The 14,058-nt window shown below is 69.1% G+C and carries 14 protein-coding genes; 6 read left to right on the top strand and 8 right to left on the bottom strand.

The window, feature by feature from the left end; translation table 11 throughout:
• Positions 1-6: 6 nt before the first annotated feature.
• From metC to WHX56_RS18890, 8 genes are all read right to left on the bottom strand, one after another.
• A complete protein-coding gene (gene metC, locus WHX56_RS18925; RefSeq protein WP_129238870.1) occupies positions 7-1,224 on the bottom strand; it encodes a cystathionine beta-lyase in 1,218 nt (405 codons plus the stop codon).
• Complete coding sequence (locus WHX56_RS18920; RefSeq protein WP_129238871.1) at positions 1,221-1,850, bottom strand: cysteine dioxygenase family protein; 630 nt, start codon at positions 1,848-1,850, stop codon at positions 1,221-1,223. Before WHX56_RS18920 ends, metC begins: the two co-directional genes overlap by 4 nt.
• An 18-nt stretch (positions 1,851-1,868) precedes the next feature.
• Positions 1,869-2,711, bottom strand: coding sequence for an amino acid ABC transporter ATP-binding protein (locus WHX56_RS18915; RefSeq protein ID WP_338878637.1), 843 nt, complete (start codon positions 2,709-2,711; stop codon positions 1,869-1,871).
• Positions 2,698-3,516, bottom strand: coding sequence for an amino acid ABC transporter permease (locus WHX56_RS18910; RefSeq protein ID WP_338878636.1), 819 nt, complete (start codon positions 3,514-3,516; stop codon positions 2,698-2,700). Before WHX56_RS18910 ends, WHX56_RS18915 begins: the two co-directional genes overlap by 14 nt.
• Positions 3,506-4,243 (bottom strand): amino acid ABC transporter permease, encoded by a 738-nt coding sequence (locus WHX56_RS18905; RefSeq protein ID WP_338878635.1) that lies wholly within the window; start codon positions 4,241-4,243, stop codon positions 3,506-3,508. The genes WHX56_RS18910 and WHX56_RS18905 overlap by 11 nt, the downstream gene beginning before the upstream one ends.
• Before the next feature lie 17 nt (positions 4,244-4,260).
• Positions 4,261-5,097 carry a transporter substrate-binding domain-containing protein gene (locus WHX56_RS18900; protein WP_129238875.1) on the bottom strand — a complete coding sequence of 279 codons (837 nt, stop codon included), beginning with the start codon at positions 5,095-5,097 and terminating at the stop codon, positions 4,261-4,263.
• A 100-nt stretch (positions 5,098-5,197) separates the two neighbouring features.
• Complete coding sequence (locus WHX56_RS18895) at positions 5,198-6,220, bottom strand: Bug family tripartite tricarboxylate transporter substrate binding protein (RefSeq protein WP_287753472.1); 1,023 nt, start codon at positions 6,218-6,220, stop codon at positions 5,198-5,200.
• Positions 6,217-7,146 (bottom strand): TauD/TfdA dioxygenase family protein, encoded by a 930-nt coding sequence (locus WHX56_RS18890; protein WP_129238877.1) that lies wholly within the window; start codon positions 7,144-7,146, stop codon positions 6,217-6,219. The genes WHX56_RS18895 and WHX56_RS18890 overlap by 4 nt, the downstream gene beginning before the upstream one ends.
• 205 nt (positions 7,147-7,351) lie before the next feature.
• On the opposite strand from WHX56_RS18890, the gene WHX56_RS18885 reads away from it, so the two are divergent.
• From WHX56_RS18885 to WHX56_RS18860, 6 genes are all read left to right on the top strand, one after another.
• Positions 7,352-7,864: an RNA polymerase sigma factor gene (locus WHX56_RS18885; protein WP_338878634.1), complete on the top strand. Its 513-nt coding sequence runs from the start codon at positions 7,352-7,354 to the stop codon at positions 7,862-7,864.
• 4 nt (positions 7,865-7,868) lie between these two features.
• The gene (locus tag WHX56_RS18880) at positions 7,869-8,783 is read left to right on the top strand and encodes a FecR family protein (RefSeq protein ID WP_338878633.1); all 915 of its coding nucleotides are present in this window, start codon (positions 7,869-7,871) and stop codon (positions 8,781-8,783) included.
• A gap of 144 nt (positions 8,784-8,927) precedes the next feature.
• Positions 8,928-11,396 carry a TonB-dependent siderophore receptor gene (locus WHX56_RS18875; protein WP_338878632.1) on the top strand — a complete coding sequence of 823 codons (2,469 nt, stop codon included), beginning with the start codon at positions 8,928-8,930 and terminating at the stop codon, positions 11,394-11,396.
• Between the two features lie 23 nt (positions 11,397-11,419).
• Positions 11,420-12,556 carry a PepSY-associated TM helix domain-containing protein gene (locus tag WHX56_RS18870; RefSeq protein ID WP_338878631.1) on the top strand — a complete coding sequence of 379 codons (1,137 nt, stop codon included), beginning with the start codon at positions 11,420-11,422 and terminating at the stop codon, positions 12,554-12,556.
• A 184-nt stretch (positions 12,557-12,740) separates the two neighbouring features.
• Positions 12,741-13,220, top strand: coding sequence for a carboxymuconolactone decarboxylase family protein (locus WHX56_RS18865; protein ID WP_129238882.1), 480 nt, complete (start codon positions 12,741-12,743; stop codon positions 13,218-13,220).
• Positions 13,221-13,230: 10 nt separating this feature from the next.
• Complete coding sequence (locus WHX56_RS18860) at positions 13,231-13,986, top strand: SDR family oxidoreductase (RefSeq protein WP_338878630.1); 756 nt, start codon at positions 13,231-13,233, stop codon at positions 13,984-13,986.
• The last annotated feature ends 72 nt before the right edge of the window (positions 13,987-14,058 follow it).

Here is a 14,058-nt window from a genome sequence, read left to right as displayed (position 1 = left end):
TATGCCTCAGGCGCTGCGGCGCAAGGCGTCGCGGGTTGCGCCGAAAGCGCGCTCAAGGTCCTCGATCAGGTCCAGCGGGCTTTCCAGGCCGATGTGCAGGCGCGCCACCGATTGCCGCTCCAGGCCGCTTTCCCGCCAGTTGCCGTGCTCGGCCAGCCGCTCGGGCGCCGCCTCCAGCGCCAGGCTTTCGTAGCCGCCCCAGGACGCGCCGATGGCGAAGTAGCGCAGCGCGTCGATGAAGCGGGCCGCGGCGGCCGGGTCGGTGTCCCTGAACGCGAACGACACCAGGCCGCTCGCGCCGCTGAAGTCCCGCCGCCACAGCGCGTGGCCGGGGTCCTGTTCCAGCGCCGGGTAATACACGCGCGCCACGTCCGCCTGCCCCGCCAGGTAGCGGGCCACGGCCAGCGCGTTCTCGTGGTGGCGCGCCAGCCGCACGTCCAGCGTGCGCAATCCGCGCAAGGTCAGGTAGGCATCGTCCGCCCCGACCGCCAGGCCCAGCGCGTCGAACGTCGCGCCGATCTGCCTGGCGAGATCCGGGCCGTCCACCGTCACGACGCCCATCATCACGTCCGAATGGCCCGCCAGGTACTTGGTCGCGGCCTGGATGGAAATGTGCGCGCCCAGCGCCAGCGGCTGATAGTAGAGGCCGCCGCTCCAGGTGTTGTCGGCCGCCACCAGCACGCCATGGCGCCGCGCCACGGCGGCCAGCGCCGGCAGGTCCAGCACTTCGTACAGCAGCGAACCGGGCGACTCCAGGTACAGCAGCCGCGTGTTCGGGCGGATCAGGGGCTCCAGCTCGTCGCGCGCGGCGGAGAAGTACTCCACCTCTATCCCATAACGCTGCAGCAGCGCGCGGTCGACCTTGCGCACGGGCGAATAGACGCCGTCCGACACCAGCGCATGGTCGCCCGGCGCCAGCGTCGCCAGCAGCACCAGCACGATGGCCGACAGCCCGGAGGGCGCCAGCACGCTGCGGTAACCGCCTTCCAGCGACGCCACCGCCTCTTCCAGCGCCTGGTGCGTATCCAGGCCGTGGCGGCCATAGGTGGCCACGCGCTCGCCGGCCGCGCGCTGCCGGCCCAGGGCGGCTTGCGTGGCGGTATCGGCAAAGCGCACGGTGCTGGTGCGCACGACCGGCACGTTCACCGGACCGGCCCCCTGCTTCAGTTCGGGCGATCCGGCGTGCACCAGCCGGGTCTGGACGCGGGCTTGAGTGAGGCTCATGCGCGCACCTCCTGGCCCGGCTTCATCTGCGTGGCGTTGTAGTTCACGATCTCGCCCGTGGCGAGGTCGATGCCGATCCGGCCGGACAACGTTTCCAGCGGCTGGCCGTAAAGATGGAAATGCAGCGTCGGCGTGTCGCCCGTGACGTGGATGCTGTGGATGTCATCCGACAGGAAAGAAACCGACTGCCCCGGCTGCACCACGACCTCGCGCAGTTGTTCCAGCGTGGCGCGGCCGGCCCGGGACCCGTCGTCGCTGCGGCGGTACACGCGGTTCAGTTCCTGCCCCGACAGCGCCACGATGCAGGCCCAGGTCGTGTGGTTGTGCGGCAAGGTGGTCTTGCCGGGATTGATGGAGTTCAGGTACAGCGCGGGCGCGTCCGCGGCGTCGTCCGGATTCAGCCGGTAGCGCGTGGACGCGCCCACGCCCTGCCCCGCGGCCGGCGGCGGAAAGTCCGACACGGGAAACAGCTCGCGCCGCTGCGCCAGCCGCTCCAGCCGGGTCGTGACGGCGGCCAGGTGCTCGCGCGTCACGGCGCCGGCGGCCGGCAGCAGGGCCTGGATATCGGACAGGGCCGCCTGCACCTGCAGGCGACGTTCGGCGGCGATCGGGGATTCTAGGGTCATGGACGGCTCCAGTAGCGGTCACACTGCGAGACGCAGCGGGTCGAAGGTCAAATAGGTTTCGATGGGATCGGGCGCGGCCTTGCGCGCCGCCGAAGCGCCGGACGAACGCTGCAAGAAGGCGCGCGTGCGCTCGCTCGCGGGCGCTCCGAACAGGCGCGCGGGCGGGCCGGACTCGACGATGCGCCCCGCCTCCGTGAAGTACACGGTGTCGCTCACTTCTTCGGCGAAGCGCATTTCGTGCGTGACCAGCATGCAGGTCAGGCCGTCCTGCACCAGGTCGCGGATCACGGTCAGGACTTCCCCGACCATCTCGGGGTCCAGCGCGGAGGTCACTTCGTCGAACAGGATCAGTTCGGGCCGCAGCGCCAGCGCGCGCGCGATCGCCACGCGCTGCTGCTGCCCTCCCGACAGCTCGCCCGGGTAGGCGTTTTCCTTGTGTTCCATGCGCACCTTGGCCAGCAGTTCGCGCGCCCGGGCCTCGGCCTGCGCGCGCGGCTCGCCGCCCACCTTGACCGGCGAGATCACCAGGTTCTGCAGCACGCTCAGGTGCGGGAACAGGTTGTATTGCTGGAAGACGAAGCCCACCCGCCGGCGCAGGCCGATCAGTTCGGCTTCCGTCTTCAGGCGGTCGACGCGCACGCCGCCGACCTCGATCGCGCCGCGCTGCGGACGCAGCAGGCCGGTGATGCAGCGCAGGATGGTCGACTTGCCCGACCCGGAGGGGCCGATGATCGACACCGCCTGGCCCTGCTTGACCTCGACGTCGATGCCCTTGAGCACTTCGGTCTCGCCGAAGGCCAGGTGCACGTCGCTCAGGCTGACCAGCGGCGCGGGCTCCGCCTCGAAATCAATGATGCTCATGGCGTCGTTCCAGATACCGCGTCCAACGCGCGATGGGATAGCAATAGGCGAAGAAAAGCGCCAATAGCGTGAAATAGACCAGGATGGTGAAGTCGGTGCGGGCCACGGTGTTACTGGCCACGGTGGCCGTGTCGACCAGGTCGTGCACCCCCACCAGCGAGGCCAGCGACGTGCTCATCGTGATGCTGGCGTACAGGTTCATCCACGAGGGCAGCATCCGGCGCACGCATTGCGGCAGCACGATCATGCGGAAGATCTGGGCGCGGCGGAACGCCAGCGACTGGGCGGCTTCCCATTGCGCGCTGGGGATCGACTGGATCGCCCCGCGGAAGATCTCCGCCACGTTGGCGCTGGCCGGCAGGCCCAGGCCGATCACGACCTTGATCCAGTCCGGAAACGGCACGCTCCAGCGCCCGACGCCCAGTTCGAATGGGAACACGTAGGTCGTGAAATACACCAGCACCAGGATCGGCGCATTGCGGAACAGCAGCACGTAGGCCCGCGTCAGGCGCCGCAGCAGCCATGACGGCGACAGCGACAACGCGCCCACCGCCAGCCCGGCGATCGTCCCCAGCGCCATGGCCAGCACGCTGATCTGGATGTTGACCCCCAGCCCGCGCAGCAGCGCGGGCGACCACTGCCACAGCGCCCGCACGGCGGCCGGCGCGGTGCCGGTGGCCGCCCAGGCGAGGCCCAGCGCCGCCAGCGCCAGCAGGAGGATCACCCACGGATCGCGCAGCAGCGCCAGGGGCCGCGACCGCGGCGCCGCGCCGCCGTCCCTGTTCCAGGCCAGATCATTGGCCATAGCCGGGCATCCTCAATCGTTCCTCCAGCCAGCGCCCGCCCGCGCCGACCAGCCACGTCAGCAGGCCGAAGTACAGCAGGATCAGCAGCAGCAGCTCCAGCACATTGTCCCGGTACGACCAGATCATGATGGATTCGTAGGTCACGTCGCCCACGGCGATCGCCGAGGCGATCGCGGTCATCTTCACCAGGTCCACCAGGTTGTTGACCAGCGCCGGCAGCGCGAAGCGCAGCGCCAGCGGCAGTTGCACCTGGACCAGGATCTGGCCGCGCGAAAACGCCAGCGACCGCGCCGCCTCCATCGTCACCCCCGGCACGGCCTGGATGCCGGCGCGCAGGGCCTCGGCATGGAACACGCCCTTGTGCAGCGCCACCACGATCACTACCCAGGCGAACGGCGTGACGGGGTTGCCGCCGCCCAGCTTCTGCGTGATCAGCATGTTCAGGACCAGGAAGGCGCAGTACAACTGCACCAGCGTGGGCGTATTGCGGGTGACTTCCACGAAGGCCTGCAGCGGCCGCGCCAGCCAGGCCCGGCCGCTGGTCAGGCCGGCAGCGATCAGGAAGCCGAACAGCAGGCTCGCCGGAATGGTCCAGGCGCACAACTGCAAGGTCACCAGCAGGCCATGGCCGAACGCGGCCAGCTCGCCGGGATCCAGCACGAAACTGTAGTTCAGGCCCAGGGGCTTGAAGAAAGCCACCCAGGCCCGCAACGCGGACTCGATCATGCCGCCGCCTCCCGCGCTCAACTGCCCTGCTTGTATTTCGCGTGCAGCTCTTCCAGCAGCGGCTGCGGCGGTTCGATGCCCAGGCGCTTCTCGGTGGCGATCAGCCAGCCGCTGCGATGCCAGTCCTGCACCACCTTGTCCACGGCGGCGATCGTGTCGGCCTCGCCCTTGCGGGTCCAGACGACGGAATTGGCGGGCAGCACTTCGGTGGCGATGGGCGCGTGGTAGTCCGCCCATTCGGGGTTGCTGCGCAGCAAGGGATGGATCAGGGTGGAGTCGTGCACCGCCGCCACGCATTGCCCGCCGCGCAGCGCCAGCAGCGAATCCGACGAACTCTTGTAGCCCTTGACCTGCGCGCCGTAGTCGGCCGACAGCGGACGCGCGAAGCTGCTGCCCTGCGACACGCACACCGGCTTGCCGCGCAGGTCTTCCCACTTGGCGATGCCGCTGGTCTTCAGCGTGGCGGCGGCCCCGCCGACCCGGAAGAATGGCGTGGGCGCATACCCCAGGATCTCGGCGCGCTCCGGATTCAGTTCCATGGAGGCGATCAGCAGATCCACCTTGCCCGATATCAGGAACTGCGTGCGCGTCGCGGTCTGCACCTGCACCAGTTCGGCCTTCACGCCCAGGCCCTTGGCGAGTTCGCGCGCCAGTTCCGGGTTCCAGCCCACCAGTTGCTGCGTGGCGGGATCGAGCGAACCGAATACGCCGCCGTTGGCCAGCACGCCGATGGTGATCGTGCCGCGTTCCTTGACCTTGTCCAGGGTCGCGTCGGCGTGCGCCGCGCCGGCCGCGAGGGCCAGCGCCAGGAACAATGCGGTCCGGGCCGCGCCCGGTGTCTTGCGGATAGCCATATCGTTGTGTCGTGTGCAGTGAACGGACCTCCATGCTGCGTGCAGCCGGACGCCAAGGCAAAGAAGCGTTTCAGATATCAATATGAGTCCGGCGGCGCGGCTATTTCAGTTGCACGTCCGCCGAGACGATCACGCGCCGGTAGGTGGCGATGTCGTCGCGCACCGTCTGGTCCACGGCCTCGGGCGTGCTGGCGGCGATGGTGAAGCCCAGGTTCTCCAGCAGCGCGGACGTGTCCGGCTCGCGCAGCACCGCCACCACGTCGCGGTGGATGCGGTCCACGATGGCGCGCGGCGTGGAAGCCGGCACGGAAAAGCCCTGCCAGCTTTCGACCGTATAGTCCGCCAGCCCGGCTTCCTGGACGGTGGGCACGTCCGGCAGCGCCTTGGAGCGGTACGGCGTGGTGACGGCCAGCGCCACCAGCTTGCCGCTGCGCACGTTCTCGGTGGCCGCGGCCAGGGTGATCAGCATGGCGTCCACGTGGCCGCCCAGCACGTCCAGCGTGGCTGGCCCGCCGCCGGGGTAAGGGATCTGGTTGGTCTTGGCGCCGATGCGCTCGTTCAGCAGTTCCACCGCCAGGTGCTGCAGACTGCCGGCGCCGCCCGGCAAGGCCAACGAAATCTCGCCCGGCCGGCGCCGCACCAGTTCCACGAACTCCTGGAAGGTCCGCACGCCGAGGCCGGGACGCACCACCAGCAACTGCGGATTGACGACGGCCTTGGTCACGCCCCGCAGATCCCGCAGGGGATCGTAGGAAAGCTTGCCCGGCTGCAAGGCGTTGAGCGACAGCGCGTCGCCGGCCAGCAGCAAGGTATAGCCGTCGCCGCGCGCATGGGCCACGGCGGCGTTGCCGATGGCGCTGCTGCCGCCGGGCTGGTTCTCGACCACCACGCTCTGGTTCCACTTCTCGCCCAGCTTCTGCGCGACGGTGCGCGCCAGCTTGTCGGCGCTGCCGCCGGCCGACACCGGCACGATGATCTTGACCGGCCGGTTCGGGTAGCGGTTGGCGTCTTCGCCGGGCACGGGCGCCGAACCGGCGAAATTGCCGAGCAGGCCCACGCCCAGCACCACGGCGGCCAGCAGCCCCAGCCCTCCGCGGACAATGGCTTTGCGCTCGATGCTCATGCGGCCGCTCCGGTGTCGATGCCGAAGGCGCTGAACGGCTTGCCCAGCACCGCATTGGAATGGCGGCCGTCGATGCCCGCCGGCACGTCGCCCTCCAGCGTGATGCGGTACAGCACCCGCTCCACGTCCAGGTAGGCGAAATCCCCCGGCCCCTGGTGCGCCGTGGCGCGGTTGTCCCAGAAGGCGATGCTGCCGGGCTGCCAGCGGAAACGCACCGTGTACTCCGGCCGCGTGATTTCGTCGAAGAACAGGTTCAGCAAGTGGCGGCTTTCCTCTTCGCTCACGTCCTTGATGCGCCGCGTGAAGCCCGGGTTGACGAACAGCACGCGTTCGCCCGTGTCGGGCAGCACCCGCACCACGGGGTGCTCGGACACCAGCGGGCTGGCCTGCACCCGTTGCGCGTACAGGCTCTGGTTGTCCAGGTCGCCGTTGTAGCCGCCGAACTGATGCCGCGCCCACAGCCCGTCTGCCAGCGCGCGCACCGCGGGCGACAGGTGCCGGTACGCCACCTCGAGATTGGTGAACACGGTATCGCCGCCATATTCGGGCACTTGCCTGCCCGCGCGCAGGATGGAAGCCGCGGGCGGATTGACCACGCCCGTCACGTCGGTGTGCCAGCGCTCGCCGCGCCGGCCGACGGTGGACTTGGAGGAAATCGTGCGGATCTGCGGATAGCCTTCGGGCGGGTTGGCGTCGTAGGGATGCGCCGACGTCGGCCGCCCGAAATGCTGCGCGAACGCCAGGTGCTGCGCATGGTCGATGTGCTGGTCGCGGAAGAACACGACCTTCCAGCGCCGCAGCGCCGCCTTGATCTGGTCGATCTCGTCCTGCGCCAATGGCTGCCTGAGGTCCACGCCGTGGATCTCGGCGCCGGTGAAGACGGAAAGCGGCCGGATATCCAGCCGCGTGCGTTCGAGTGTGGTCATGTGCCTGCCCCTATGGATATCGGTGAAAACAGGATAGGGGCGCGCAACATGCCCAACAAATACCAATACGCAATGTGAAAATGCCCGGCGATGCGCGCGATCGGGCCGCAAACCGGGCATGAGCAAAGAACCTCGCTATAATTGAGAACCATTGTCAATCGTATTTGGTACACCCTCACCGCGGGCCCGCCCCGCCGCGTCTTTCATGAATGTGCCTGCCGGCGATATCGCCACCCTCTACCAAGCCGAAGTCAGGCGCCTGCGCGCGTTCGTGCGCCGCATCGTCGGCAATCACGGCGCGGCCGAGGACGTGGTGCAGCAAGCCTTCGTGAACCTGTTGCGCAGGGGCGGCGACGGCGCCCAGGTGAACGCGGGCTACATCAAGCAGGCCGCGCACAACCTGGCGCTGAACCATCTGCGCGACGCCCGGCGCCGCGCGGACGTCGAACTGGCGGGGCTGGAGGTCGAACACATCGCCGACTCCCGGCCCACGCCCGAGACGATCGTGATGTACCGGCGCGAACTGCAACGGTTGCTCGAAGCGATCGCGGCCTTGCCCGAACGCCGCCGCCAGGCCTTCGTGCTTAAGCGCATCGAAGGCTTGTCCTATGACGAAATCGCCGAACGCATGGGCACCAGCCGCAACACCGTGATCTCGCAAGTCGTGGCCGCCATGGCACAGTTGGACGCCTTGCTGGATTCGCCGCCCGCCGCCTGAGCCCATGACCCATCCCGCCCAAGACCCGGTCTATCTCGTCGCGCTGGAATGGCTGGCGCGCCTGAACGACGAAGATGCCGCCGAGCAGGACCGCCGCGCGTTCGCGCGCTGGCTGGACGAAGACCCGGCCCATCCCGCCGCCTATGCGCGCGCGCAGGCGCTGTGGAACCGCTTCGAATTGGTGCGCCCCGCCGCCCGGCGCATGCAGCGCCGCCGCGCGGTGCTGGGCGCGCTGGCCGCGCTGGCGGCCGTGCCCGCCCTCTACGTCCTGTCGCGCCAGCACTTCCTGGCGGACTATCGCAGCGGCGTGGGCGAACGCCGCCGCATCGTGCTTGCCGACGGCAGCGCCGTCGAGCTGGGCAGCGACTCGGCGCTGTCGGTCAGTTTCGACGCCGGACGCCGCCACGTGACCCTGCATCGCGGCCAGGCCTATTTCCAGGTGGCGGCCGACGCCGCCCGCCGGTTTTCCGTGCAGGCGGGCGACGGCGTCACCACGGCGCTGGGCACCCAGTTCGACGTCAAGCTGCTGGACGGCATCGTCACCGTCTCCGTGACCGAACATGCCGTGGCCGTGCGGCCGCGCCCCGGCGCCGCGGCCGTCACCGTCGCCGCCGGCTGGCAGATGCAATACGGCGAATCCGGCGGCGCGGCGCCCGTCCGGTTCGACCAGGCCGCCACGCTGGCCTGGCGGCAGGACCGGCTGGTGTTCAACGACGTTCCGCTGGCGACCGTCCTGGCCGAACTGCAACGCTATCAGCGCGGCCCGATCTTCCTGATGGACGCGGGCGTGGGCGCCCTGCCCGTCACGGCGGCGTTCCATGTCTCGGATCCGCAGGAAGCCTTGCGCGGCCTGGCGGAGACCTTCCCCATCCGCCTGCGCGTCGTGGCCGGATACGCCACGCTGGTCTACGCCCGTTAGCTACGCCCGCCAGTCGGAAGGTTACTTTTAGTTACCATCTTTCCGCCCCGTTCGATCATTGGTTCCGCGCCGCCGGGTGTTTGACAGAGAGAGGACGCGCCAGGCGCCCTCGCGACACCGAACCACGAACAAGGGCAACCGCACATGCCGGCCGCACACCAACCCTATCCTCTTCGCCATTCCGGCGCGCGCGCGCGCTTCGGCCGCCACCGTCCCAGCCTGCTGGCCGCGGCGCTCCTCGCCGTTACCGCATGGGGCGGCGCCCCGTCCGCCGCGCACGCCCAGGCCGCCGCCGCCAGCGCGGCCGCGGCGCGGCAGAGTTTCGATATTCCGAGCCAGCCGCTGGCCAGCGCCCTGCTTTCCTACACCGAGGCGACCGGCGTGCAGCTTGTGATGAGCGGCGACATCGCGCGCGGCAAGACCGCGCCCGCCCTGCGCGGCAGCTACACCCGCGACGAAGCCGTGGCGCGCCTGCTGGCGGGCTCCGGACTGGGCTACCGCCGCAGCGGCAACACGCTGATCGTGTCGCCGCTGCCCGCGGAGGCCTCCGGGGCCGCCACGCTGGACCCCATCAAGGTCCAGGGCGCGTTCGAAACCGCCGGCTACGTGGCCGACGCTTCCGCCGCCGGCACCAAGACCGACGCCCTCCTGCTGGAAACGCCGCAATCCATTTCGGTGGTCACGCGCCGGCAGATGGACGACCAGGCCGCGCAGAACGTGCGGCAGGCCTTGCGCTATACCCCCGGGCTCACGGCGGAGTATCGCGGCGCGGGCGGTTCGCGCTACGACACCGTGATCTATCGCGGCTTCGGCGGCGGCATCAACTACGACTATTCGTACCAGGACGGCATGCGCCTGCTGGGCGCCAACTACGCCATCCCGCAGATCGACACCTACAACCTGGAACGCATCGAAGTGCTGCGCGGCCCCTCTTCGGTGCTGTACGGCCAGGGCACGCCCGGCGGCCTGGTCAACCTGGTCAGCAAGAAGCCGACGGCGACGCCCCTGCACGAGATCGAGCTGCAGGCGGGCAGCCACAGCTTCGGCCAGGTCGGCTTCGACTTCGGCGGCCCCGTGGACGAGGCCGGCAAGGTGCTCTACCGCCTGACCGGCGTGGCCCACACGGGCAAGACGCAGATCGACTACCAGAAGGACGAGCGCGTGGCGATCGCGCCCGCCGTCACGTTCCGGCCCAATGCCGATACCTCGCTGACGATACTGGCGCAGTACCAGCACGATCCCTATGGCGGCTACTACGGCTTCCTGCCCGCCGTCGGCACGGTCGAGGACCTGCCTGGCGGCGGCCGCATCGGCCGCAGCTTCTTCGACGGCTCGCCCCGGTTCGACGAATTCAAGCGCACCCAGACCGCCGTCGGCTACCTGCTGGACCACCGGATCGACGACGTCTGGTCGGTGCAGTCCAACTTCCGCTATATGCAGACGGACGTGGACTACAAAAGCGTCTACACCACCGGCCTGAACGCCGCCGACCCGGCCAATCCGCTGCTGATGCGCCGCGCCATCGTCAACTACGCGAACATGGACGCCATCACGGCGGACAACCATGCCCAGGCCAAGTTCAACACGGGCGCGGTCGCGCACACGGCGCTCTTCGGCATCGACTACCAGCGCCTGAGCTATCGCGAAGAACAGGGCATGGGCGCCGCGCCGTCGCTGTCGATCAACCAGCCCGACTACTCCGCGCCGATCGACACGCCCGCCATCACGTCGCGCAGCAAGCAGACCCTGGACCAGATCGGCCTGTATGCGCAGGACCAATTGAAGATCGGCCAATGGACGGTGCTGGGCGGCATCCGCCAGGACTGGGCCGGCAACGACCGGCGCGAGCGCATCGGCGGCACGTCCACCGACCAGTCCGACCGCGCCTTCACGTGGCGTCTGGGCACGGTCTATGAATTCGAGAACGGCGTGGCGCCCTACCTGAGCTATTCGCGTTCGTTCCAGCCGGTCGCCGACGCCGACGCCGACGGCAATCCGTTCAAGCCGACCAAAGGCGAACAGTACGAAGCCGGCGTGAAATACCAGCCGCCCGGCCAGGACGCGTTCATCACGGCGGCGGTCTACCAGTTGACGCAGACCAACGTGCTGACCACGGATCCGGCCAACACCAACTACAGCATCCAGACGGGCGAAGTCCGTTCGCGCGGCCTGGAGCTCGAAGGCAAGGCCACGCTCACGCGCAACCTCGACCTGCTGGCGTCCTATACCTACATGGACAACGTCAACACCCGCAGCACCACCGCGCAGGACAAGCATCCGACGTACGTGCCGCGCCACACCGCCAACGCCTGGGCCAACTACACGTTCCGCGCCGGCGCGCTGGCCGGGCTCAGCCTGGGCGGCGGCGTGCGCTACGTGGGCGGCAGCTACGCCAACGCGGACAACACGATGAAGGTGTCGTCGTTCACCATCGTCGACGCCGCGCTGCGCTATGACCTGGGCCAGAGCATCCCGTCGCTCAAGGGGCTGACCGCCGCCATCAACGCCAGCAACCTGTTCGACCGGGAATACGTGTCCGCCTGCGCCACGGCGACCAAGTGCTTCTACGGCGCGGGCCGCACCGTTATCGGCACCCTGACCTACCGCTGGTAGCGCAACCCGTCCACCGTCCCCGCATGAACGACGATTCCACCGCGCGACTGCGCGCCTGGCGATGGATCCACACCTGGTCCAGCCTGGCGTGCACCCTCTTCCTGTTGATGCTGTGCATCACGGGGCTGCCGCTGATCTTCCACGACGAGATCGACGCCTGGTTCGATGCGCCCGCCGGCGCGGCGGTTTCCCGCCGGGAGGCCCCCGCGCAGGACGTGGACGCCATGGCCGAACTCGTGCGCGGCCGGTATCCCGGGCGCGCGGTCCGATTCATCGTCTGGCTGGACGAGCCCGACCAGTACCGCTTCGGCCTTTCGCCCGGCGCCCCCGGACAGAAGCCGTTCGCGCTGGTGGACGCGCGCGGCCCCGAGATCGCAGGCGAAGCCTGGAGCGAAAAGGACTGGCGCCACGGCGGGCCCATGGCCGTGCTGCTGCGCCTGCACACGGACATGCTGATGGGGCTGCCCGGCAGCCTGATCCTCGCCGGCATGGGCGCGCTCTTCCTGGCGTCGCTCGTGTCGGGGGTGGCGCTGTACGGCCGCTACATGCGCAAGATTCCCTTCGGCACCGTGCGCAGGCAGCGCTCGCGGCCGCTGCGCATGCTGGACCTGCACAATCTGGCGGGCATCGTGCTGCTGGCCTGGGCCGCCGTGGTCGGCCTGACCGGCGCCATCAACACGCTGGATTCCTTTGTCTTCGCCGCCTGGCGCGAACACGCGGCCGCCCGGCAATCGGCCGCGCCGCCCCCGGGCCCGCCCGCCGCGCGGCCGCTGCAGGCCGCGGTCGATCTGGCGCGGCGCACGCTGCCCGACCACGACGTCAGCTTTCTTGCGATGCCCGGCTCGCTGTTCTCGTCCGAGGGCGCCTACACCGTGTTCATGCAGGGCCGCACGGCGCTGACCCGGCATCTGCTGCATCCCGTCGTCGTTCGCATCCATGACGGCGCCCTCATCAGCGCCGCCCCTCCGCCCTGGTACATGTGGGCGCTGGAAGGTTCGCGGCCCCTGCATTTCGGCGACTATGCCGGGCTGCCGCTGAAGGTGATCTGGGCCCTGCTGGACCTGGCGATGATCGCCGTGCTGGTTACCGGACTGTACCTGTATCTGCCGAAGCGGCGGCGCCGGCCAGGCCCGGCGGGCAGCCCGCGCCCGGCGCCTTGAGACCGGGGCCGCCCGGCCCCCTCCGTGCGCGGACGATTGGTGCCGCGCAGGCAACATGGTGATCCCCTCGCCGCGTCTACCGCGGGATTCCCTCGACGCCTACGATTTGTCCGTTGCCCGAACCCCCGCAACGTACTCTTCGGCCCGCCCCCGCGGGCAGCGTCCACCCACCGAGGGAATCATCATGAGCCAACGCGTCAACGCCTTCACGCAATCCCCTGAACTGTTCAAGAAGTTCGTCGAATTCGGCATGCTTCTGCAGTCGGGCTCCATCGAATCGCCGATCCTGCATCTCGTCGAGATCCGTGCATCCCAGATGAACGGCTGCGGCTTCTGCCTGGACATGCACGTCAAGCAGGCCAAGATCCACGGCGAACGCGAACTGCGCCTGCACCACATCGCCATCTGGCGCGAATCCACGCTGTTTTCGCCGCGCGAGCGCGCCGCCCTGGCCTGGACCGAAGTCCTGACCCAGTTGCCCGCGCAGGGCGTGCCCGACGAGATCTACGAACGCGTGCGCACGCAGTTCTCGGAACAGGAAATCTCGGACCTCAGCTTCGCGGTCATGGCCATCAATGGCTGGAACCGCCTGAACGTGGGCTTTCGCACCGTCCCGGGCTCGGCCGACAAGGCCTACGGCCTGGACAAGGCCAAGCTGGACTAAGGAGACCGCCATGAAAATCCTCGTCATCGGCGGAACCGGCCTGATCGGTTCCAAACTCGTCAAGATCCTGGCCCGGCGCGGCCACGACGCCATTGCCGCATCGCCGGCCACGGGCGTGAACACCATCACGGGCGAAGGCCTGGCCGAAGCCCTGGACGGCGTGGACGTCGTGGTGGACGTCGCCAATTCGCCCTCTTTCGAGGACCGCGCCGTGCTCGAGTTCTTCGAGACCTCGGGCCGCAACCTGCTGGCGGCCGAAGCCGCGGCCGGCGTGCGCCATCACGTAGCGCTGTCGGTGGTGGGCACGCACCGCCTGGCCGAAAGCGGCTACTTCCGCGGCAAGATCGCGCAGGAGAAGCTGATCGAGGCCGCCGGCATCCCGTACACCATCGTCCACAGCACCCAGTTCTTCGAGTTCCTGGGCGGCATCGTGCAATCCGGCGCGGTGGGCCAAGAGGTGCGCCTGTCGCCCGCCTACGTGCAGCCCATCGCTTCCGACGACGTGGCCCTGGCCATGGCCGACGCCACGCTGGCTCCGCCGGTAAACGGCACCATCGAAATCGCCGGCCCCGAGCGGGTGCGGCTGGCGGCCCTCGTGCAGCGCTATCTGCTCAAGTCCGGCGACGGGCGCAAGGTCATGGCGGACGGGCAGGCGCGCTATTTCGGCGCCCTGCTGGAGGACGACACCCTGGTGCCCGGGCCTGGCCCGCGCCTCGGCGAGATCGGCTTCGAAACATGGTTCAGCCGTTCGAACGCAAGAACGTAAAGACGAACGGGACGAAAATGGCGGCTTCGGCGATCGCCGCCGCCACTTTCCCCGGAGCCGGCCCGACGGGAC

Origin of the sequence: Achromobacter veterisilvae (genome assembly GCF_037619525.1) — a bacterium.
GTDB lineage: Bacteria > Pseudomonadota > Gammaproteobacteria > Burkholderiales > Burkholderiaceae_B > Achromobacter > Achromobacter veterisilvae.
This window is presented reverse-complemented; position numbering and strand designations above follow the sequence as displayed.

Bases quoted from the DNA above. Each gene is read 5' to 3' on its own strand.
- WHX56_RS18890 (WP_129238877.1), bottom strand. From the start codon at position 7,146: ATGACCACACTCGAACGCACGCGGCTGGATATCCGGCCGCTTTCCGTC.
- WHX56_RS18910 (WP_338878636.1), bottom strand. From the start codon at position 3,516: ATGGCCAATGATCTGGCCTGGAACAGGGACGGCGGCGCGGCGCCGCGG.
- metC (WP_129238870.1), bottom strand. From the start codon at position 1,224: ATGAGCCTCACTCAAGCCCGCGTCCAGACCCGGCTGGTGCACGCCGGA.
- WHX56_RS18915 (WP_338878637.1), bottom strand. From the start codon at position 2,711: ATGAGCATCATTGATTTCGAGGCGGAGCCCGCGCCGCTGGTCAGCCTG.
- WHX56_RS18865 (WP_129238882.1), top strand. From the start codon at position 12,741: ATGAGCCAACGCGTCAACGCCTTCACGCAATCCCCTGAACTGTTCAAG.
- WHX56_RS18880 (WP_338878633.1), top strand. From the start codon at position 7,869: ATGACCCATCCCGCCCAAGACCCGGTCTATCTCGTCGCGCTGGAATGG.
- WHX56_RS18920 (WP_129238871.1), bottom strand. From the start codon at position 1,850: ATGACCCTAGAATCCCCGATCGCCGCCGAACGTCGCCTGCAGGTGCAG.
- WHX56_RS18900 (WP_129238875.1), bottom strand. From the start codon at position 5,097: ATGGCTATCCGCAAGACACCGGGCGCGGCCCGGACCGCATTGTTCCTG.
- WHX56_RS18895 (WP_287753472.1), bottom strand. From the start codon at position 6,220: ATGAGCATCGAGCGCAAAGCCATTGTCCGCGGAGGGCTGGGGCTGCTG.
- WHX56_RS18870 (WP_338878631.1), top strand. From the start codon at position 11,420: ATGAACGACGATTCCACCGCGCGACTGCGCGCCTGGCGATGGATCCAC.
- WHX56_RS18860 (WP_338878630.1), top strand. From the start codon at position 13,231: ATGAAAATCCTCGTCATCGGCGGAACCGGCCTGATCGGTTCCAAACTC.
- WHX56_RS18875 (WP_338878632.1), top strand. From the start codon at position 8,928: ATGCCGGCCGCACACCAACCCTATCCTCTTCGCCATTCCGGCGCGCGC.
- WHX56_RS18885 (WP_338878634.1), top strand. From the start codon at position 7,352: ATGAATGTGCCTGCCGGCGATATCGCCACCCTCTACCAAGCCGAAGTC.
- WHX56_RS18905 (WP_338878635.1), bottom strand. From the start codon at position 4,243: ATGATCGAGTCCGCGTTGCGGGCCTGGGTGGCTTTCTTCAAGCCCCTG.